This is a genomic window from Nonomuraea sp. NPDC003804, assembly GCF_040610675.1.
Taxonomy (GTDB): domain Bacteria; phylum Actinomycetota; class Actinomycetes; order Streptosporangiales; family Streptosporangiaceae; genus Nonomuraea.
Genome location: NZ_JBEXMT010000008.1, coordinates 112,509 through 132,498, shown reverse-complemented (window position 1 = coordinate 132,498; position 19,990 = coordinate 112,509). Strand labels below are relative to the sequence as shown.

At 73.3% G+C, this 19,990-nt stretch carries 19 protein-coding genes; 7 read left to right on the top strand and 12 right to left on the bottom strand.

The genetic code is table 11. The features are described from left to right. Nucleotides 1-6: 6 nt before the first annotated feature. From ABZX22_RS13310 to ABZX22_RS13300, 3 genes are all read left to right on the top strand, one after another. A complete protein-coding gene (locus ABZX22_RS13310) occupies nucleotides 7-1,152 on the top strand; it encodes a hypothetical protein (RefSeq protein ID WP_354908130.1) in 1,146 nt (381 codons plus the stop codon). Nucleotides 1,153-1,313: 161 nt separating this feature from the next. Beyond that, a complete protein-coding gene (locus tag ABZX22_RS13305) occupies nucleotides 1,314-2,174 on the top strand; it encodes an ACT domain-containing protein (RefSeq protein WP_354908129.1) in 861 nt (286 codons plus the stop codon). Nucleotides 2,175-2,234: 60 nt separating this feature from the next. Beyond that, nucleotides 2,235-3,125, top strand: a complete 891-nt coding sequence (locus ABZX22_RS13300; protein WP_354908127.1) for an NAD(P)-dependent oxidoreductase — start codon at nucleotides 2,235-2,237, stop codon at nucleotides 3,123-3,125. 14 nt (nucleotides 3,126-3,139) lie between these two features. Here the strand turns inward: ABZX22_RS13300 and ABZX22_RS13295 are convergent, their stop codons facing one another. From ABZX22_RS13295 to egtA, 7 genes are all read right to left on the bottom strand, one after another. Continuing rightward, nucleotides 3,140-3,856 carry a DUF4097 family beta strand repeat-containing protein gene (locus ABZX22_RS13295; protein ID WP_354908125.1) on the bottom strand — a complete coding sequence of 239 codons (717 nt, stop codon included), beginning with the start codon at nucleotides 3,854-3,856 and terminating at the stop codon, nucleotides 3,140-3,142. A gap of 239 nt (nucleotides 3,857-4,095) precedes the next feature. Then, the gene (locus ABZX22_RS13290) at nucleotides 4,096-5,802 is read right to left on the bottom strand and encodes an ABC transporter ATP-binding protein (RefSeq protein ID WP_354908350.1); all 1,707 of its coding nucleotides are present in this window, start codon (nucleotides 5,800-5,802) and stop codon (nucleotides 4,096-4,098) included. Between the two features lie 5 nt (nucleotides 5,803-5,807). Beyond that, the gene (locus ABZX22_RS13285) at nucleotides 5,808-7,523 is read right to left on the bottom strand and encodes an ABC transporter ATP-binding protein (protein WP_354908124.1); all 1,716 of its coding nucleotides are present in this window, start codon (nucleotides 7,521-7,523) and stop codon (nucleotides 5,808-5,810) included. A gap of 387 nt (nucleotides 7,524-7,910) precedes the next feature. After that, nucleotides 7,911-8,894, bottom strand: coding sequence for an L-histidine N(alpha)-methyltransferase (egtD, locus tag ABZX22_RS13280; RefSeq protein WP_354908123.1), 984 nt, complete (start codon nucleotides 8,892-8,894; stop codon nucleotides 7,911-7,913). 19 nt (nucleotides 8,895-8,913) lie between these two features. Beyond that, the gene (gene egtC / locus ABZX22_RS13275; protein ID WP_354908121.1) at nucleotides 8,914-9,633 is read right to left on the bottom strand and encodes an ergothioneine biosynthesis protein EgtC; all 720 of its coding nucleotides are present in this window, start codon (nucleotides 9,631-9,633) and stop codon (nucleotides 8,914-8,916) included. Beyond that, nucleotides 9,633-10,925: an ergothioneine biosynthesis protein EgtB gene (gene egtB, locus ABZX22_RS13270; protein WP_354908119.1), complete on the bottom strand. Its 1,293-nt coding sequence runs from the start codon at nucleotides 10,923-10,925 to the stop codon at nucleotides 9,633-9,635. The genes egtC and egtB overlap by 1 nt, the downstream gene beginning before the upstream one ends. After that, nucleotides 10,922-12,175 carry an ergothioneine biosynthesis glutamate--cysteine ligase EgtA gene (gene egtA, locus ABZX22_RS13265; protein WP_354908118.1) on the bottom strand — a complete coding sequence of 418 codons (1,254 nt, stop codon included), beginning with the start codon at nucleotides 12,173-12,175 and terminating at the stop codon, nucleotides 10,922-10,924. The genes egtB and egtA overlap by 4 nt, the downstream gene beginning before the upstream one ends. A gap of 102 nt (nucleotides 12,176-12,277) precedes the next feature. Between egtA and ABZX22_RS13260 the strand changes: the two genes are divergently transcribed. Beyond that, nucleotides 12,278-12,520, top strand: coding sequence for a zf-HC2 domain-containing protein (locus tag ABZX22_RS13260; protein ID WP_354908116.1), 243 nt, complete (start codon nucleotides 12,278-12,280; stop codon nucleotides 12,518-12,520). Between the two features lie 29 nt (nucleotides 12,521-12,549). Here the strand turns inward: ABZX22_RS13260 and ABZX22_RS13255 are convergent, their stop codons facing one another. Both ABZX22_RS13255 and ABZX22_RS13250 read right to left on the bottom strand, forming a co-directional pair. Then, on the bottom strand, nucleotides 12,550-12,789 hold the full coding sequence (locus ABZX22_RS13255) for a zf-HC2 domain-containing protein (RefSeq protein WP_354908115.1): 240 nt from the start codon (nucleotides 12,787-12,789) through the stop codon (nucleotides 12,550-12,552). Between the two features lie 80 nt (nucleotides 12,790-12,869). Then, nucleotides 12,870-13,502, bottom strand: coding sequence for an RNA polymerase sigma factor (locus tag ABZX22_RS13250; protein WP_354908113.1), 633 nt, complete (start codon nucleotides 13,500-13,502; stop codon nucleotides 12,870-12,872). 192 nt (nucleotides 13,503-13,694) lie between these two features. On the opposite strand from ABZX22_RS13250, the gene ABZX22_RS13245 reads away from it, so the two are divergent. After that, the gene (locus ABZX22_RS13245; protein ID WP_354908112.1) at nucleotides 13,695-14,225 is read left to right on the top strand and encodes an NUDIX domain-containing protein; all 531 of its coding nucleotides are present in this window, start codon (nucleotides 13,695-13,697) and stop codon (nucleotides 14,223-14,225) included. A 317-nt stretch (nucleotides 14,226-14,542) separates the two neighbouring features. Here the strand turns inward: ABZX22_RS13245 and ABZX22_RS13240 are convergent, their stop codons facing one another. Next, nucleotides 14,543-16,099 (bottom strand): phospholipase D-like domain-containing protein, encoded by a 1,557-nt coding sequence (locus ABZX22_RS13240; protein WP_354908111.1) that lies wholly within the window; start codon nucleotides 16,097-16,099, stop codon nucleotides 14,543-14,545. Nucleotides 16,100-16,181: 82 nt separating this feature from the next. Beyond that, nucleotides 16,182-17,084 carry a hypothetical protein gene (locus tag ABZX22_RS13235; RefSeq protein WP_354908110.1) on the bottom strand — a complete coding sequence of 301 codons (903 nt, stop codon included), beginning with the start codon at nucleotides 17,082-17,084 and terminating at the stop codon, nucleotides 16,182-16,184. 178 nt (nucleotides 17,085-17,262) lie between these two features. Between ABZX22_RS13235 and ABZX22_RS13230 the strand changes: the two genes are divergently transcribed. Continuing rightward, nucleotides 17,263-17,865, top strand: a complete 603-nt coding sequence (locus ABZX22_RS13230; RefSeq protein WP_354908109.1) for a cadmium resistance transporter — start codon at nucleotides 17,263-17,265, stop codon at nucleotides 17,863-17,865. A 192-nt stretch (nucleotides 17,866-18,057) separates the two neighbouring features. Here ABZX22_RS13230 and ABZX22_RS13225 read toward each other — a convergent pair whose 3' ends face one another. Beyond that, nucleotides 18,058-18,603, bottom strand: coding sequence for an ABATE domain-containing protein (locus ABZX22_RS13225; protein ID WP_354908349.1), 546 nt, complete (start codon nucleotides 18,601-18,603; stop codon nucleotides 18,058-18,060). A 103-nt stretch (nucleotides 18,604-18,706) separates the two neighbouring features. Between ABZX22_RS13225 and ABZX22_RS13220 the strand changes: the two genes are divergently transcribed. Further along, nucleotides 18,707-19,948 (top strand): MFS transporter, encoded by a 1,242-nt coding sequence (locus tag ABZX22_RS13220; protein WP_354908108.1) that lies wholly within the window; start codon nucleotides 18,707-18,709, stop codon nucleotides 19,946-19,948. Nucleotides 19,949-19,990: the final 42 nt, after the last annotated feature.

The following is a 19,990-nucleotide window of genomic DNA, read 5'->3' as shown; positions in this document are numbered from 1 at the left end:
GGTGTGATGGGACGCGCACTCGCTCTCGTGACCGTGGCCGTGACCGCGGTGGCCTGCTCCACCCCGGTCGACACCGCCAGGGAGCACCCACCCCGTCCCACCCCGGCCAGGAGCGTCACCTCCTCCGTCACCTATCTCGACGTCCGATGGGACGCGCTCAGCGCGCGCGCCATGGGGATGTCCGAGAAGGACGTCAAGAACCGCATGTCGGGGTCGTTGGCCGACGTGGCGGTGATCACCCCCCGCGACGTGTGGGCGGTGGGCGCCCGTACACCGAGCGACACCCGGCGATGGCACGAGGAGACCAGGGCCGTCGTCCTGCACTGGAACGGCAGCGGCTGGCGTCCCGTCAAGCCTCCGGCGGGCATGCGGTCCCCCGATCTGATCGCCGCCTCGTCGAGCGACAACGTCTGGGTGATCGAGCGCTACCGCCCCGGCGTTCACCGGTGGGACGGCCATACCTGGACCGACCTGGGCGCGCCACGCATCACCGACCCCGCCGTCCCGAAGGGGTTCTCGCTCGGACTGGACAGCGCGGTCGTGACCGGCCCGCGCGAGGCGTGGGTGGCGGGGAAGGCCTACGTCGACGACGAGGGGCCCGCGTACCCCTACCTGGCCAGGCGGACGGCTTCCGGCTGGTCGCAGGTGCCCACCCCCGGCGGCATGACGATCAGCCGGCTCGAGGCGCTGTCGCCGGACGACGTGTGGGCGGTGGGCGAGAAGGACGGCACGCTCGCCATCGCGCACTGGGACGGTCGCCGCTGGCGTCCGACCCCCACCCCGGTCGCTCCGACCCGGGGCGGAGACGTCGCCATCAGGGCGGTGTCGCGGGACGAGGTGTGGGCGACGGTCGCCTCCATCGCGCGGGTCATGCGGTGGGACGGCACGCGCTGGACGATGCTGCCGCCTCCCCCGACCGGAAGCGCCTGCATGATCACCGGTGGCGGGCCCGGGAAGCTGTGGATGGTCGCCACGGAATACACCAGGGTCCAGCCGCGCATCTCCACGGTGTCCGCGGTCCTCCTGCGTTACGACGGCCGCAGCTGGAGCGTCGAGGACCTGCCCGCGAGCTACGCCAAGTGCCGCGGGGCGCTGGCGCGCGACCCGGACACCGAACGGCTGTTCTGGGCCGCCGACTTCACCGCGAAGTAGCGCGCCCGGCGACCCGACACCGGGCGACCGCTCCGCCCGCCGACTTCACCGCGAAGTGGCGCGGCGGCCCGACACGTGGCGCCGCGCCGGTGCGAACGGCTTAATCCCGCGCAATCGCGCAGGTCACGGCGGCGTAACACAGCGCGGTGAGACTGGCCGGCATGAGCGATGCACCGAAGGCGACCCATCCGAACTCCGGACCCGACCGCCGGCACCACGCGCGCTCCTGGTGGCGGGAGATCCTTGAGGTGGCCGCGCTGTTCGTGGCGGTGGGCATGGCCCACCTGCTGGCCACCCTCCTCGGGCACACCGATCCAGGACCAGTGGTGCTGGTGGGCCTCGGCGGCGCCCTGATCGCCGGCTCGGCCGTGCACCGGCGCCTGAAGACCGGACGGCCGGCGACCGCGCGGCGGCGGTCCGCGCCCGCCCTGCCGCCTCCCGCCGACGACGACGGCGGCGCGATGTCGCTGTGGCGGATCCGGATGCGCGTGGTCGAGCGTCCAGGCCGCCTGGGCGAGGTGGCGGGCGCGTTCGGCCGGTTGGGCTGCAACATCCTGGCGCTGCACATCGCCCCCACCGCCAGCACCGCGATCACGCCGTCCGGCGGCGACGCGCTCGACGAGTTCGTCGTCGAGGCGCCCACCCACCTGACGCCCGGCGCCCTGCACGCCGCGCTGTCCGAGGCGGGCGGCCTCGACGTGCTGGTCGTGTCTGCCCAGGTCAAGGACCTGATCGACCCCGGCATCCAGGCACTGACGCTGGCGCAGCGGGTGCACGACGACCCCGCACGGCTCCCGCAGGCCATGGCGGAGCTGCTCAGGGCCACGCGGGTCGAGTGGCGCCGGCCGGGCGAGACCCTCGCCGACGACGGCGAGCTGACCAGCACGATGGTGATCTCCGTACACCCCGGACGGGCCCTGCTGCTCAAGCGGCCCGGCCTGCCCTTCACCCCCACCGAGGCGGCCAGAGCCGCCGCCTTGGCCGCCGCCGCCAGAGGCGCCCGCTACTGCGGCACCACCTGAGCGCGCGAGGGCGCACGACCGTTCAAGACTGGGGCCGCCGCCTGGCGGTACAACCTGCGTATGGACGTAGGTTTCCTCGGCCTGGGACTGATGGGCGAGCCGATGGCGGTCAACCTGGCCCGGGCGGGCACGCCTTTGGTGGTGTGGAGCCGTTCCTCGGCCAGGTGCGACTCGGCGCGCGCGGCCGGCGCGCGGCAGGCGGCCAGCCCCGACGAGGTGTTCGGCCGGGCACGCGTGGTCATCCTGATGCTGGCGAACGAGGACGCGCTCGACGCCGTGCTGGAGCGCGGCACGCCCGGCTTCGCGGCGAAGGTCGCCGGGCACGTCGTCGTGCCCATGGGGACGACCGCGCCGGCCTATTCGGCGGCGCTGGAGCAGGACGTGCGCGCCGCGGGCGGCGCCTACGTCGAGGCGCCCGTCTCAGGGTCGCGGGTGCCGGCCGAGGCCGGGCAGCTCGTGGGCATGCTCGCCGGGGAGCCCGCGGCGGTGCGGGAGGTACGGCCGCTGCTCGGGCCGATGTGCCGGGAGACAGTGGTGTGCGGCGCCGTCCCTTCGGCGTTGCTGATGAAGCTCGCGGTCAACCTGTTCCTCCTCACGATGGTCGGCGGCCTGGTGGAGGCCACGCACTTCGCCGCCAGGAACGGCCTGGACATGGACGTGTTCCGTCACGTGCTCGACTCCGGGCCCATGGCCAGCGCCGTCTCCAGGATCAAGGCGGCGAAGCTGGTCGAGCGTGACTTCAGCCCGCAGGCGGCGATCGCGGACGTCCTCAACAACAACCGGCTCATCGTGGATGCGGCCCGCGACTCCCGGACCGCCTCGCCGCTGCTGGACGTCTGCCTTGCCCTGTTCGGCGAGACCCAGGCACTGGGACACGGGGCGGCGGACATGGCCGCCGTGGTCCACGCCTTCGAGGCCAGGACGGCCCGGCTCACCGGCGACGAGGCCTGAGCGCGTCCCGCACGTCACCGGCCGGCTGGTCGCTGCTCCACGGCCAGGTCCCCGGAGCCGCTGGACAGCTCGATCGTACGCTCGGCCGAGGGAACGCCGGCGACCTTGATGTCCTTGTCGCCGGAGTCCGTCGTGGCCACGATGTTGTAGGGCCCCTGCGGCACGTGAATCACGGTGTGGCCGGAATCCGCGGTGGTCGTGACCCGAGCGGGCCGTCCGGCGAAGGCCAGTTCCGTGTCGCCGGAGTCGGTTCTCGTGACGACCCGCCCGTCCGTCAGCCCGGTGGCCTCGATCGCCCCGGAGTCGGTGACGGCTTCCACGTCACCCGACAGGTTCTCCAGCGTCAGCTTCCCCGAGTCGGAAACCACCTTGACGCGGAGTCCCCTGGGCACCTCCACCTCGTAGCTCACGTCGCAGGACGTGCCCATGGCGCCCCACCCCCACGTGTTGGGACAGGTGAACGTCAGCTCCAGCGTGTCACCCCGCGTCCGGTGACGGGTCTGCGGCTTGTTCTTGTACCAGCTCAGCCGCTCCGTCACGCGGATGCCCCGACGGTTCGACTGGACCACGTCGACGGTCCCGGAGTCGACTTCGACGTGCAGCGCCGCCACCTCGTCGGTGACGTCGTACGAGACGGCGGCCTCATCCTGCGAGACACTGGTGCCGCACCCGGTCGACACCGCCACGAGCCCGAGAAGGCCCGCGATCACCGCCGCTCTCCGCATCGTCATGATGTCCCGTTCTGCGTGGTCCGGCCGTGCCGGACTCGGGTGATCCCCGGAGTCCCTGGGGGACCCCTGCCTGGGCTGCTTCCTGCCGTGAGACCGCCGACGAAACCGGTCGCGGGGAAGACTCTAGAACCCCTCGTGAGCGACGGCATTGCCGCTGGCCCGCCCCTCGTTGGTAGTGCCAGCCCCACCCTTGGGGAAAGTCCCCGAGACGGTCGCGCCACCGCCGGGCGACCACCGGCTCATTCGCTCCCTGCCGGAGTCATGGACAGTTCCCAGAAATCGGCGTAGCGGCCGCCGTGGCGCAGCAGCTCGTCGTGGGTGCCTTCCTCCACGATCCGGCCGCCGTCCAGGAAGACGACCCGGTCGGCGCGCCGGACGGTCCGCATCCGGTGCGCCACCATCACCACCGTCCGGCCCGCCATCAGGCGCTCGACACCCTCGTGGACGGCCGCCTCGTTCACCGGGTCCAGTGCCGAGGTCACCTCGTCCAGCAGCACGATGGGCGCGTTCTTCAGCAGCGCTCGCGCGATCGAGACACGCTGGCGCTCACCACCCGACAGCAGTGCGCCGCCCTCGCCCACGTTCGTCGCCCATCCGCCGGGCAGTCGCTCGACCACCTCGTCCAGCCGCGCCGCGGCCGCCGCCGCCCGCACCTCGGCGTCGTCGGCGTCGGGACGGCCGAGCCGTACGTTCTCCTCGATCGTGCCGTCGAAGAGATAGACGTCCTGGAAGACGATGGCGATCTGCGCCATCAACACCTCGGTGTCGATCGCGCGCACGTCCACACCACCCACGCGCACCGCGCCCGCGTCCACGTCGTAGAACCGCGCGATCAACTGCAGCAGGGTGCTCTTGCCCGCACCCGACGGACCGACGACGGCGAGCCGCTGTCCCTCCGGCACGGACAGCGACACCCCGTCGATCACGGTGCGCCCGCCGTGCCGGAAGGCGACGGAGTCGAACCGCAGGTCATGGCGTTCCGGCCGGACCGGTTCGGGAGCTTCCGGCAGCGGCTCGGTGCGCAACACCGTGTCGAGCCTCGCCAGCTCGGAACGCGCGCTGCGGATTTTGCCACCGATGTCCGACAGCGACAGCAGCGGATCCGCACAGCGGGCGGCCAGCACCAGGATCGCCAGGATCTCCGCCGCGCCGATGTTCCCGCCGAGGGCGAGGTAGGCGCCCAGGACCAGCAACACGGTGAACATCGCCTGCACCGTGAGCGTCAGGCCCAAGAGGCCGGGCAGCGCCGTCAGAAGGGTACGGCGGGAGGCGCGCTGCAGCTCGCGCAGCGAGTCGTCGAGCAACCGGAAGCGTTCGACGGTCCGGCCGCCGGCACGCAGCACCGGCTGGGCTTGCAGATATTCGATGACCCGCCCGGTGGCCTCGTGGTCGCGTTCGACGCGCTCGGCGTCGGTGGCGGCCATCGAGCGTCCCGTCCAGACCTGGATCGCCGCCACGACCGGTACGGCGACCAGCGCGGCCAGCCCCATCTGCCAGTTGAAGGCGAGCATCACGACAACGATCGTCACGGGAGTCACGCTGGCGGAGACGAACGGTGCCAGCAGATGCGCGATCGCGCTCATCGCCTGCAGGACGCCGCTGCTGGCCATGACGGACACCTGCCCGACGCGGCCCGCGCTGTACCAGCCGATGGGCAAACGAGCCAGATGATCGCCGAGCCGGTGATACATGCCATGCAACAGCGTGGTCCCGGCGCGGAATCCGGACAGGTCGCTGACATAGCGCAGCACCGCGTAGACCGCGACCGCGGCCCCGAACGCGATCAGCCAGGGCCGCGCGTCCGCGGGGCTGCTCCCGAACAGTGCGCGCAGCACCGGAACCAGCAGCGCGTAGGACAAACCCTCGACCACCGCGGTCGTCGTCATCAGGGCGACGGTGCGACGCACCGGCTGGGCGTACTCCTGTCCCAGCACGCGCAACAGCATGCGGATCACCGGGTCTCGTCTCCTTGGGGTACGACGTGGGTTTCCAGCTCGCCGGCGACCGCCGACCGCTGGGTTCGCCAGAACGCGGCGAACTTCCCGTTCTGTGCCAGCAGCTCGGCGGGCCTGCCGCGCTCGACGATCGACCCGTTCTCCAGCATCACGACGGTGTCGGCGTCGGCGATCGTCTCCAGGCGATGGGCGATGACCAGGATCGTCCGATCGCCTTCCAGCGTCGAAAGGGCCCGGCGCACCGCCAGCTCGGTCTGCGGGTCGACGAAGGCGGTCGCCTCGTCGAGCACCAGAACAGGCGCGTCGGCGAGCAGTGCGCGTGCGATCGAGATCCGCTGCGCCTCGCCACCCGACAGTCCGGTGTCGTCGCCGATCACCGTCTCGTATCCGCGCGGCAGCTCGAGGATCCGATCATGGATGTTCGCCTGCCGGGCGGCGCGAACCACGTCGTCGAGGTCGGCATGCGGTACCGCCAGCGCGATGTTGTCGGCGACCGACGCGCGCAGCAGGCGAACGTCCTGGAAGACGAAGGAGACCGTCCGGTACAGCTCCCGGCTGCCGAGCTCGCGCAGGTCGACACCGCCCAGCCGTACCGAGCCGTGGGTCGGGTCGAAGAAGCGCGGCAGCAGCTGGACCAGCGTGGACTTGCCGCTGCCCGACGGCCCGACGAGCGCGGTGACCGTGCCCTGCTCCAGCACCAGGTCGATCCCGCGCAGCACCTCGTGATCTGCTTGGTAACCGAAGCGGACGTCCCGCAGTTCCACCCGGTGCCCCTGTGGCGCGACCGGGTGCGCGGGCTCCGGTAGCGACGGCACCGCGAGCACGTCCCGGATCCTTCCGACCGCGCGACGGGCGGCCTGCAGGTCGTCGAAGCCGTGGCCGAGAGCCGCCACCGGAGCGGTCAGCCCCAGTCCCAGCAGCAGGAAGGGCAGCAGGTCGGCCGGGGCCATGCCGCCGGTCGTGATCAGAGCCGCACCGCCGATCAGCACGACCAGCAGCACGAACGGCGGCGACAGCGCCACCTGCATCCCCGCGGCGATCCCGGAGAGACCGCGCACCATCCGGTAGAAGATGTCGACGAAATGGTCCGTGGCCGTGCGGAACTTACGGTGGGCGCGCCCGGATCCGCCGAACGCCTTGACCACCGCGATGCCCTGCACGAACTCGACGACCGCGCTCGAGATCCGCCCCATGGCCTCGTCGAACTGCTTCTGCTCGCGCAGCCGGACCGGGGTCATCATCAGGGGGACCAGCGCCATCGCCAGCGCCACCGGGATCAGCGTGATCAGCGTGAGCCGCCAGTCGACGGTGAACAGGTAGACCAGCGACACCAGCGGCACCACGAACGCGGAGATCAGCTCGCCGGGGGTGTGGGCGATGAACGGGTGCACGGCGCTCACGTCCTCCCCCACGACCTTGGCCAGCTCGCCCGTCCGGCGCCGGGAGAACCAGCCGATCGGCACGCGTCCCAGCCGCGCGGCCAGTCGCCGGCGGAACGACAGTTGCACCTGGCCGTCGAGGACATGCCCGATCCCGGACGACGCGGCCGTGAACAGCAGCCGGACGAACAAGCCGGCCGCGCCCGCGACCACGACGAGCCAGACATGACCGTGATCGATCGGGCCGGGCGACAACAGCACCCGGCCCAACTCGACGACCGCCAGCAGCGGCGCCAGACCCGCGGCAGCGCCGACCACCTGCAGGATCACCACGGCGGCGAAACTCCGGAGGTGAGGGCGCAGCAGCCCCGCCATGCTCTGTGCGGCCGGGGAGCGGGCATCCGGGGGTGGTGCGGACTGCTCTCTCCCTTGGGCAAGGGCGGCGGTGGTCATCGCTCTCCCGCCTTCGTCAGTCCCGTCGCGACCGCGGCTGTCCCTGCTGTGGCTCTCATGAGCGACAATCGTCGTCCGGCCGCGGTTCGGAGTCGTCCCACAGGCGGAGTCATCTTCCGGGATCAGCGATCAGCCGGACTACGACGCAGGGAGTAGTCGCACCGTCCACCTCGCACGCGAACGCGGCGACGAGCAGCCTGCACCCGGACGGTGGCGGCGGTCCTGCCCGCGGCGCCCGGCGGGGGAGACACCGGACGCCCCCTGTGCTCAGGCCTGTGCCAGGACCAGGGTGAAGTCCCCGGAGGGATCGGTGTAGCGGCGGCGCACCTCGAACCCGGCGGCGGCCAGCTCCCTGCGCAGGCCCTCCGGCCGGAACTTGGCGCTGATCTCGGTACGCATCTGCTCGCCCTCGACGAAGTCCACGGTCAGGCCGAGCCCGCCGATCCGCACCCGCATGTCACGGCTCGCCCGCAGCCGCATCTCGATCCAGTCGTGGCGCGCGTCGTACAGCGCCACGTGCGCGAACGCCTCCGGTTCGAAGTCCGCCTCCAGCTCCCGGTTGATCACGTGCAGGACGTTCCTGTTGAAGGCGGCCGTCACCCCGGCCGCGTCGTCGTAGGCCGCCACCAGCCGTCCGGTGTCCTTCACCAGGTCGGCCCCGAGCAGGAAGGTGTCGCCTGGGCGGAGCGTGGCCCGCAGTTCCTTCATGAACACCTCGCGCGCGGCCGGTTCGAGGTTGCCGATCGTGCCGCCGAGGAAGGCCACCATCCGCCGCCCGGTGCGGGGCAGCAACGCCAGATGGCGTTCGAAGTCGGCGCACACGGCGCGCACGTCCAGGCCGGGGAAGCGCTCGGCCAGCCGCCGCGCGGCCGCGGCGAGAGTGACCGCGTCCACGTCCACCGGCGTGTAGGTGCGCAGCGTGCCGGCCGCCTCGAGCGCCTCCAGCAGCAGAACGGTCTTCTCGCTGGTGCCCGAACCCAGCTCGACCAGCGTGTCCGCGCCGCTGGCCGCGGCGAGCTCGGCCGCCCGCACCCGCAGGATGGCCAGCTCGCGCCGGGTCGGGTAGTACTCGGGCAGCCGGGTGATCCGGGAGAACAGCTCGCTGCCCGCGGCGTCGTAGAACCACTTGGGCGGCAGCCACTTGGGCGACGACGTCAGGCCGGCCCTGACGTCGTGCTCGAGCGCCTGGCGCAGGTAGTCGCGGTCGAGATGGTTGATCACGCGGTGGAAGGTCGGCCGGCTGACGAACACGGGGCCTCCTGGGGTGAGATCACAACGGCTGCACGCGGACGTCCGTCCCGGTGACCGTCATGAGGCTGCGCTCGGGTACGGCCTGCCATCCGGGCAGGTCGTCGAGCGGCTCACTGGCCACCAGCACGCCGTCGTGGAGCGGGTGGTAGAAGAGCGTGTCGCCCCAGACGGTGGCGGCGATGGACGCGCCGTCGCAGGCGAGCAGGTTCAGGCGGGCGCCGGGATCCTTCTCCCCGGCACGGACGACGACCTCGGCCAGCGCCTCGCCCAGGCCGAGCCCGGCGCGCCCGAGCAGGAACACCGCGGCGGCCACCCAGGCGGCGTCGCACGTGCTCTCCGCGCGGTCGGGCAGGTCGTCGGCGAGATCGAGCAGCGCGTCCCTGGTGACGCGGCCGTTGAGGCTGAGCAGCCACCCCCCGTCGGTGAACGGCGCCGTGGCGCTCTCCTCGATCGGCATGCCCGCGGTGGCCGAGCGGACGGCCGCCAGCAGGCAGGTCGAGCGGGCGACCTCGGCCAGCGCCGGCAGGTTGGCGTCGGTCCAGATGGGTACCGCCCGGCGGTAGCGCACCGGCTCGGCGCGCGCCGGGTCGTACCAGCCCATGCCGTACCCGTCGGCGTTGACCAGGCCCTGGTGCTGGCGGCGCGGCGCGAACGACTGCCGCAGCAGGCCGTGCTCGGGCTCGTGGATGAGCCGGCTGAGCGGGCTGGCGGCGCCCAGCCAGGCCGCGTGCCTGCACATCAGGTCTGCTCCGAGCGGGCGCAGCGGAAGCCGGTGAAGATCTGCCGGCGGATCGGGTAGTCCCAGTTCCTGAACGTGGTGCGCACCGCCGCCGGGTCGGCCGCCCACGAGCCGCCGCGCAGCACCCGGTACTCGTGGCCGAAGAAGACCTCGCTGTACTCCTTGTACGGGAAGCTGCGGAAACCGGGGTAGGGCTGGAACCACGAGGAGGTCCACTCCCACACGTCTCCCACCATCTGCTCGGCCCCGTAGGCGCTGGCGCCGGCCGGGTAGGCGCCGAGCGGCGCGGGACGGGCGGCGCGGTGGCCGAGGTTGGCCCGGTCGGCGGTGGGCGCCTGCTCGCCCCACGGGTAGCGGCGCGCGCTTTTCGCCCGCGGGTCCCAGCCGCAGGCCTTCTCCCATTCGGCCTCGGTGGGCAGCCGCCTGCCCGCCCAGCGGGCGTAGGCGTCGGCTTCGTACCAGCACACGTGCTGGACCGGCTCGTCCATCGGGACCGGCTCGGGACGGCCGAAGCGGGTGCGCCGCCAGGCGTCGCCGTCCCTGACCCAGAACAGGGGGGCGAAGGCGCCGCTGCGCTGCCGCCACTGCCAGCCCTCAGGGGACCACCAGCGCGGGTCGTCGTAGCCGCCGTCGCCGATGAACTCCGCGTAGGAGCGGTTGCCGACGGGCAGCCGGTCGATCCAGTAGGCGGGCAGGTCGACCCGGTGGGCGGGCCGTTCGTTGTCGTAGGCCCAGGGCAGGGTGGCGGTGCCCATGAGGAAGGCGCCCGCCGGCACGAACACCTCGTCGGGGCCTGCGTCGCGGCCCGGCGGGAGCTCGCCGTCGCGCACCAGGCCGGGCTGCCGGGACAGCTGGAGCGTGGCGAGCATGGTCTCGTCGTGCTGGTGCTCGTGCTGGATCACCAGGCCGAACACGAAGCCGTCGCGGTGCAGCGGGTCGGGGCCGTCGAGATCGACGGTGTCGAGGACGTCGAGCACCCGCCCGCGCACGCCCTCGATGTAGCGCCGGGCCTCGGCCGGACCCAGGATGGGCAGGCTCGGGCGATCCTTGCGCGGGGTCTTGAACGCGTCGTAGATGTCGTCGATCTCCGGCCGGAGCGGGTCGATGCCCCCGGCCGCGCGCAGCACCCAGAGCTCCTCGTAGTTGCCCACGTGCGCCAGGTCCCACACCAGCGGTGACATCAGCGGCGAGTGCTGGCGCAGCAGCAGGTCGTCGTCCGCCGCCGTGTAGGTGAGCGACCGGTCGCGCACCGCGACGAGCTCGGCCGCGATGCGTTCCTTGAAATCGTTCATCCCCATCCCTCATCGTCCAGCCAGGTCGGGACGCGCCGTGTCGACGCCGGATCCATCAGGTCGGCCGCCGGGGAGCGGCCGGTCGTCACATGCCGGTCGGCGAACGCGGCCACCTCGCCGGCCAGGCCCGGGTCCACGCCGAGGCGGGGCAGCGCCTCCAGCGCGGCGCGGAAGCACGCCTCGGCGGCCCTGCGCAGGCGCGGGTCGGCCAGCCCGCACCGCGCCGCCACCCCGCTCAGCTCCTGGTAGCGGTGCGGCCCCTGGAACGGCCCCTGGAACGGCTCCGTGGCGGCCAGCGCCGCGTCGGCGGCCCGGTCGTCGGCGACGAGGGCGCAGGTCACGGCCACGCAGACCGGCCAGGTCGCCGGATGCTGCGCGTCGAGGTAGCGGATCTCGAGCCAGCCTCTTGGCCGCACCGGGGGGAAGACGGTCGTGGCGTGGTAGAGCAGGTCCTCGACGGTGGGCCGCCGCCCGCCGCCGGACCGCAGCCAGTCGCCGAACGTCGAGCCGTCGCTGACCGTGCGGTAGCGCTCCTCGTCCTCGCGCACCAGCATGAGCCGGGCCTCCAGCAGGTAGTCGGCCCAGTCCGCGCCCGGATCGCCCGAGGCAGGCACGGGCGCGGTCCTGGTGCGGTCGAGGTGGTCCCAGACGGCCTGGCGGCCCGACATCCAGCCGCACGGCCTGCCGCCGCTCAGCGGCGAGTTGGCGAAGGCCGCCGTCAGCACGGGGCCGACGGCGTGCGCCCGCGCCCATCGCGTCGCGGGCCGCTCCCCCAGGTCCAGGTTGACCTGGATCGACGCGGTCGAGCACATCATCAGGCTCCCGTACGGCACGCCGAGGAAGGCGGCCATCGCGTCGTACCGGGGCAGGCGCAGCTGGCGGCGGGCCGGCCGTACCGGGTCGAGACCCACCCCGGCCAGCGCCAGCCCCGCCGCGCGCAGGGCGGCGCGCACGGCGGCCACGTCGGCGGCCAGGCGGGCCAGCGCGTCCGGCAGCGGCCCCGGCGGGCCGGACAGTTCGAGCTGGCCGCCCGGCTCGAACGTCACCCGGCTGCCGCCCGTCAACGCCGGCAGCGCCCGCTCGATCCTGGCCAGCGGGACGTGAGCGACCGGCGCCGTCCGGTCGAAGACCAGGAACTCCAGCTCGACGCCCACATGGTCGGCGGTGGCGGGACGGAAGCAGCGGCGCGCGAAGTCCACCACCTCCGAGGTGTCCCGCAGCGGCGTGTCCTCGGCGGTGAGCCCGATCATCGTCTCCCCTTCGCACGGCGCACAGGTCTACAGACCCGCGAGCCCCGCGATCGTTACACGCGGATTCGCGTAACGGATGGAGCGCGACCGGCACTAGGTCACATGGGGTGGGCACGAGGCGAGCTCGGGTGCGATGACGTGCTCGACTCGATCACGGACTATCTGGAGGCGGCGCTCCCCGCCGGCCGGCGGCGGCTCGTCACGGATCATCTGGCGGCGTGCCCGGCGTGTTCGGGGTGGCTGGCTCAGGTGCGGGCGACGATAGCGGCGCTCGGCTGCCTGCGTGACGGCACCGTCCCCGCACCGGTGCTCACCGCGCTGCGGAAGAGCTTCCTCGCCTCATGACCGGTTCATTGCCTTGCTCATGACCTTGCTCATGACCGGCTTCGCGCGCGGAAGGCGGCCATGAGCCGGTCGCGCACGTCGGACCGCAGCTTCTCCGGCGGCGGGTCGCCCAGGACGCCGACGGTGGCGCGGAACTGCTCGACATAGCGGGCGCAGGCCTCGCAGCAGGCCAGATGCTGCCGGACGCCGTCACGGGCCGGCTGGTCGAGGGCGTCCTCAAGGTAGGCGGTGATGACTTCCACCAGTTCGTCGCAGGTGAACCGCTTCACGACGTGACCGCCCTATCGCCTGGGAATTGAACCGTTTCACTTATTGTGGCCGCTGCACGGGCCAGCGGAAGCCCTACGCGCTATTCCGGCCGCTTCCCCGACTCGAAATAGCCGGCCAACCAGCCGCGCACCGCCACCCGGGCGCGGTGCAGCAGCACCCGCTGGTTCGCCGCGGAGATCTCCAGGATCTCGCACACCTCGTCGGAGCTGCAGCCTTCCACATCGCGCAGGGTGATCACGATCCGCTGCCGGGACGGCAACCTGCCGAGGGCTTCGGCGATCAGCCCGCGCACCTCCGCGGCCAGCGCCTCGCCCTCGGGGGTCGGCCATGCCCCCGGAACCTCCTTCCAGCCGCCCGGCGGCACCGGGCCGTGGCCCGCGGACCTGCCGCCGTCCTGCTCGAAGGCGCTCCACGGCAGCGTACGGCTCTCGCGTACGCCGCGCTTCTTCGCGGTGTTGACCAGGATGCGGTAGACCCACGTCTTGACCGAGGAGCGGCCCTCGAAACAGTCGATCCCGTCGATCACCGCCAGCCACGTGTCCTGGACGACCTCCTCCGCGGAGTGGTCGGTGGACACGTAGGACCTCGCCACCCGCAACAGGCCCCCGGACCACGTGTCCAGCAGCGCCGCGAACATCTCCTCGTCGCCGGCGCGCAGAGCCGTGACGACGACGTCGTCCGGGGGCAGCCCTTCGCCCAAGACAGACCCCACGATCGCCTCCCCCGGTCGAACGATGGGACGTTCATGACATCGGGACCGGGCCGCAGCCCGGCGTCGCCCCGCGGCGGGCCGACACCGCCCAGGTTAATTCCTCCCACCGACGTTCTTCCCGTCCGGGCGGTCGTGACCACCTTGTGCGTATCCTCGAAGGGCGAGTCCGGCGAAGCGGGGAGGTGCGGGTCCATGCGGCGCTCGGAACGGCTGCTCTACGCGGCGAACGGGGTCGATCTTCGCGTCGTGGATGTCGCGCTGACCGACGGCGAGCACGTCGAGCGGCCCTTCATCCGCACCCCGCGGGCCGCCGGAGCGGTGGTCGTCCGCGGCGGGCGGGTCCTGCTGCGGTGGCACCACCATCTCGTCACCGACACGTGGGGATGGGAGATCCCGCTCGGCGAGATCGGCCCCGGCGAGCAGCCCGAGGCCGCCGCCGCCCGGCACGTGGAGGAGCAGACCGGCTGGCGGCCAGGACCGCTGCTGCCGCTGATCCGCATCCGCCCGGCCGGTGACGTCGCCGACTGCGACCACCTGGTCTTCGTCGCCCACCAGGCCGCGCCCGGCGCCCCGGCCGACGACGTGGAAGGCGGGCGCGCCGAGTGGCTGCCGATGCTGCGCATCCAGCAGCTGATCGACGAGCAGGCCATCACCTCGGCCACCACCCTGGCGGCGCTGCTGCACTTCCTGGCCGACCTCCTCCAGACCAGAACGCCCCACTAGGTTTCCACCCCACGCCGCCGTGCGAGTGTTCGGCTTCACCCGCCGCACCGCGTCGATCTCCTTGGCCAGGCGCTCGTCGGCCGCCCCGTCGCGCAGGACCTTGACGGCGACCAGCGCGCCGTCCCTTCCCCTTGCCAGGTAGACGATGCCCTGCCCACCGGCGCCGAGGCGGCCGAGCAGCCGGTAGGGCCCCACGATCGCGGGATCGCCCTCCCGGAGGGGGTCGGCATGCGGCAAGGGACTCCTGTGACAGCAGACAAGGGATCTTCAGCACCATATCCGGCCACGTCACGCACGGGTCGGCGGTGTGGCAGCGCTCAGAACGCGTTCGTCCTGCGCAGGCGCGGCGGCCGGCCGTCCGGGTCCACGACCGTCCGGTACAGCGGCATGGCCATCGCCCTGCGGACGCGGCCGAGCTCCGGTTTCGGATGCGGGCGCAGCCGGCCGGGCGGGCGGGGGCCGCGACCGCCGCCCTGGTGCCAGGCGTCGAGCCGGGCGGCCGACTCGGCGAACGCCTCGAACGCGCTTTTCGGGTCGCACAGATCGGCCAGCTCGCCGGGGTCACGGTCGAGATGCTCGGCGGCCAGCGTGAGCCGCAGGTCCCTGGCGAACCGGCGCGCTCCGGCGGGCGGGCGCGGATCGGGCTGCTCGTCGATCACGGCGCAACTCAGCTCGGAGTCGAACGTCCACGAGCGCAGGTTGACGTTGTCGGAGCCGACGCTCGCCCACACGTCGTCGACCACGCAGACCTTGGCGTGCACGTACACCGGCGCGCCCGCGTGGTTCTCCAGGTCGTAGATGGCGATCCGGCCGGGTCCTGCGCGCATCAGCCGGGTCAGCGCATCCGCCCTGCCGATCAGGCTGGCCGGGCCGGCCAGCCAGCCGTCCTGGTCGGGATGCCGGGGCACCACGATGATCATGCGGAGCTCCGGCTCCCGCTCCAGCGCCCGGGCGAACGGCTCGATCACCTCCGTGGACCACAGGTACTGGTCCTCCAGGTAGACCAGCGTTCGCGCCCGGCCCAGCACCTTGCGGTAGGCCCTGGCCACGCTGCGTTCCCCCTCCGGCGCGAACGGGTAGCGGCTGCGCAGGTAAGGACAGGTCCGCAGCAGCTGGACGGCGTGCGTCCCGGCCGGTCGCGGCGGCGGCGCCGGCTCGGGCAGCGGCGGCACGTCGGCCATCCGGTCCAGGCGGTCGCGCAGCCGCCTGAGCGGTTGGCGGGTCTCGGGCGCCGGGTCCTCCCACCGCTCGCGGAAGACCTTCTCCACCTCCGCGACGGCGGGGCCGCTGATCGCCACCTGGGCGTCGTGCCACGGCGGGCGCGGGCCGTACGTGGCCGGCATGGACGCCGCCTGCGGGTCGCCCAGATGCCGCGCGTCGTCGCGGCGGCTGTGACACAGGTCGATGCCGCCGACGAACGCCACGTCCCTGTCCGGGTCGCCGTCATGGCGCAGGACGACGAACTTCTGGTGGTGGGAGCCGCCGAGCCGGACCCTGGTGTCGAGCAGCGCCTGGCCGCCGGCCGCCTCGATGTGCTCGCCGAGGTGCCGGTTCTCGGCCGCGCTGAAGCGCAGGACGTCCAGGTGCGAGCGCCAGATCAGCCCTCTGACCAGGGCTCCCCTCTCGGCCGCCGCCGCCATCGCGGCCGCCACCGTGGGACCGTCCGGTCGGAGCCGCTCGTCGGGGTCGCCGCGCCAGTCGGTGAACATCAGCAGGTCGTCCTTGCCGAGAGCGGCCAGTCCCGCGTGGAGCTCGGCGAAGTAGGTCGCGCCGTGCAGGAGCGGGCGCACCAGGTTTCCCTCCGACCAGGACACCAGCCTGGTCCAGTCGTTCCCGCGTTCCTCGCGGGTGAGGAACCAGTCGTCGAGCCTCATCTTCCCAGCCAGCGGACCTCTCCCCTCCCGTGCGGCTCCGTCGAAGACCTTGCAGCTGCCCCGGATCCCGCGCTCTAGGCCTTCACCCGGCGCCGGCGGGCGACCGGTCGTCCATGACGCCGTAGGTGGCGGCCCTGAACAGGAAGGAGGCCCAGCTGCGGTAGGGGCGCCACGACTCGGCCAGCCTCCGGTACGCGGCCGGTGTCGCGTCTTCCGGCAGGCCGTAGGCCTCACGCAGGATCGCGAACAGGCGCGGCTCGTCGCCGGGGAACGCGTCAGGCGCGCCGGCGCCGCGGATCAGGATCAGGCCCGCGGAGAACGGGCCGACGCCGGGCAGGGCGCGCAGCTCGGCCAGGGCCTCCTCGGGGGCCGGCGCGCGCAGGTGCTCGGCGGTGAGCACGCCGTCGAGCGCGGCGCGGGCCAGCCCGCGCAGCCACTCCTCCTTCTGCGCGGGCAGGCCCAGGCCGCCCGCCTCCACCAGCGCCATGGGCGGCGGGAAGGCCGCGTACGGCCGGCCGCCCAGGGTGATCGTGGCGCCGTACCGATCGGCGATGCGCTGCTTGAGCCGGGAGGCGATGAGCATCGACGAGCGCTGCACGATCACCGCCCAGCACGCCGCCTCCCACGGGCTCCAGAAGCACACCGGCCGCAGCCCCGGGCTGCGCCGCTGCAGATCGCCGAGCACCGGGTCGGCCTCGCCGAGCTCGGCGAAGCCGGAGCCGTCCACGTCCAGGGAGAGGATGCGGGCCACCTCGCCCCTGATCCCCGCTCCCGCCGCCCTCGTCGTGGTGACGGCGACTCCGCCCGGCGCGGCCGTCACGGTCACGCCGATCGGGCGCCAGTCGGACTCCGCGCAGTAGGCGAAGCGCAGCGCCCGCCCGTCGGAGGGCAGCGCGCTGGTGGCCGGCCAGTCCTCGACGAAGCGCAGCGAGGCGCCGAAGTCGAACGGGCCCTCGGCGGTGAGCGTGAATCCGTGCGTGGTCATGCGCGTATGGTAGGAGGCCGCGCGGTTCCCGGTGCCGCGGGCCGGCCGCCGACGGGAGCGCACGCCGTGCGGTTCGTCGTGCCGTGGGCCACCGCCGACGGGAGCCGCACGCACACCGCGCGGTCGCGGGCGCCCGCGCGGGCGGACCGCCGCGGCCCGCGCTGTAGCGTGTCGCCCCGTGAACGCAGGCATCCTCGGGCAGGCGGCCGGCCTGTTCGCCGTCACCAACGTCGACGACATCCTGATCCTGGCGCTGTTCTTCGCCCAGGGTGCCGGGCGGCGAGGTACGGCAGCGCGGATCGTGGCCGGGCAGTACCTGGGCTTCCTCGCGATCCTGGCCGTCGCCGTGGCCGCCGCCTTCGGCGCGACCTTCCTGCCCGACCCGGTCATCCCCTACCTGGGCCTGCTGCCGCTGGCCCTCGGCGTCAGGGCCGCCTGGCGGGAATGGCGCAACCACCGCGACGGCACCGGCGACGACCCGGCGGGAGCGCGCGGCGGCGGGCCCGGGGCGCTGGAGGTGGCCGCGGTCACCTTCGCCAACGGCGGCGACAACATCGGCGTGTACGTGCCCGTCTTCGCCACGGCGGGCGCCGGCGCGATGACCGGCTACGTCGCCGTCTTCCTGGCCCTGGTCGCCGTCTGGTGCGCCGCCGGGCGCTTCCTCGCCACCCGCCCGTTCGTGGCCAGGACCCTCAGCCGCTGGGGCCACGTCCTGCTGCCGCTGGTCCTGATCGGCATCGGCGTGGTCATCCTGGTCTCGGGCGGCGCCTTCGGCCTGTAGGCCCGACGGGACAGCGGCTCCCCCGCGCGGAAGGCACCGGGCACGGGAGACGCCGCGCGCGGGAGGCACCGGGCATGGGAGACGCCGGGCGGGCGATGGTGCAGGTCATCGCCTGCCGCCTGCACGGAACCGCAGCCCGGCGCGTGTGGAAGTCATCGCCTGCCGCCCGCGCGGAACCGCGGGTCGGGGCGCTCAGGGTGACGTGCGGGTCGCGTAGTACCGCCGCGCCTTGTCGCGGCTGCCGCAGGTGGTCATGCTGCACCATCGGCGGCGGCCGTTCTTGCTGGTGTCGAGGAACAGCCAGCAGCACGACGGGCACGCGCCGAGCCGTTCCAGCGGCCCGCGGGACAGCAGGTCGGCGGCGGAGGCGGCGACCTCCCAGAGCAGGGTCCTGGGGGTGCGCGGTGCGGGCCACGCGAAGCCGAAGCGGCCGTCGGCGCGCTCGAGCGCGGCGTGGGCGAGGCCGTCGGCGTACACGGCGGTGACGGCATCGAGGTCGGCGCGGGGCGGGTCGGCCCCGCGGGTCAGCGGGTCGAACACCCGGAACACCGACTCGCGGAGCTCGCGCGCGCCGGGCAGGGCGGCGGTGAGGTCCGCCTGCCGTTCGATCGGATGGCCGGCCGCCCGCGCCCAGGTCAGCGCCTGCTCGGGGACGGCCAGCCAGTCGCGCCGGGCCACCGGGCGGCTGTTGACCGTGTTGGCGAAGTCGAGGCAGAGGGCGTTGCCGACCAGTTCCATGTCGATCACACTCCGATTATCTCACCAATCAAACGCTGTTGACAGGTGAGATGGGACTCCAGCACGCTATGACCCTTCAAACCGCTTTGAAAGGTGAGAATGCATGCGCGTCCTCCCCGTCTCGCTGGGCCGCTCCTTCAACGGGCTGTGGTTCGGCACCGGCGCCGCCAACCTGGGTGACGGCGTGGCGCTGTTCGCGCTCCCCCTGCTCGCCCTGGCGGTCGGCGCCTCGCCCGGCGGGGTGGCGGCCGTGACGACGGCGCTGACGCTGGCCTGGCCGGTCTTCGGCCTGCACGCCGGCTGGCTGGTCGACCGCCTCGACCGCCGCCTGCTGCTGGGCGCCGTCAACCTCGTCCGGGCGCTCGTGCTGGCCGCTCTCACCGCCGGTCACCTGGCCGGCGCGCTCTCGCTGCCGGTGATCCTGGCCGCCGCGGTACTGCTCGGCGCGGCGGAGACGCTCGCCGACACGGCGCTGTCCTCGACCGTCCCCATGGTCGTCGAGCCGGCGGGCCGTTCCAGGGCGAACGCCAGGATCGAGGCGACCGTCAACGTCACCAACCAGCTGGCGGGACCCCCGCTCGCGGGCCTGCTGGCGGCCCTCACGCTGGCGCTGGCCACCGGCGCCAGCGCGGCTCTGTACGTCCTGGCCGCCGTGGGGCTCGCCGCGATGACGCTCCGCCGCGCGCCGGCGGACGGCCGGACCGGCGGCGGCGCGGGCCAGGTGGTCGCCGGGTTCCGCTTCCTGTGGCGGCAGCCGGTGGTGCGGACGCTGACGCTCTTCACCGCCGCGATGAACGTCGTCTGGGCGGCCGCCACGGCACTGCTCGTCGTGTACGCCGTCAGCCCCGGCCCGCTCGGCCTCACCGCGGTCCAGTACGGCCTGCTGATGACGGCGATGGCCGTCGGCGGGCTGCTGGCCTCGATGCTGGTCGAGCCGCTGCGCCGCCGGTACGGGGTGACCACGCTCCTCGTCGCTGACGCCGTCGGCACCGTCCTGCTGGTGGCGCCCGTGGCGCTGGACGCGGACGCGTGGCTGGTGGCCGCGGGCGTGGTGGTCGCCGGAGCGGGGTCGAGCGTCTGGCGGATCCTCGTGGCCACCGTCCGGCAGAACCTGACGCCGCCCGACCTGCTGGGCCGCGTCTACTCCGCGTCGCGGGTGCTGAGCTGGGGCGTCATCCCGGCCGGCGCCGCGCTGGCCGGGCTCGGGGCGGAGCTGTGGGACGTGCGGACGGTGTTCGCCGCCGCCACCGGCCTCGCGCTGGTCACCCTGGCCGGCTTCGTGCCGTTCGCGCTGCGCACCGACCTGTCGGCCGCCGTCCAGCCGATCGCGGAGCCCGTCGCCTGAGCCGATGCCGTCCGGCCGGTCGCGGAGCCCGTCGGGTGCCGT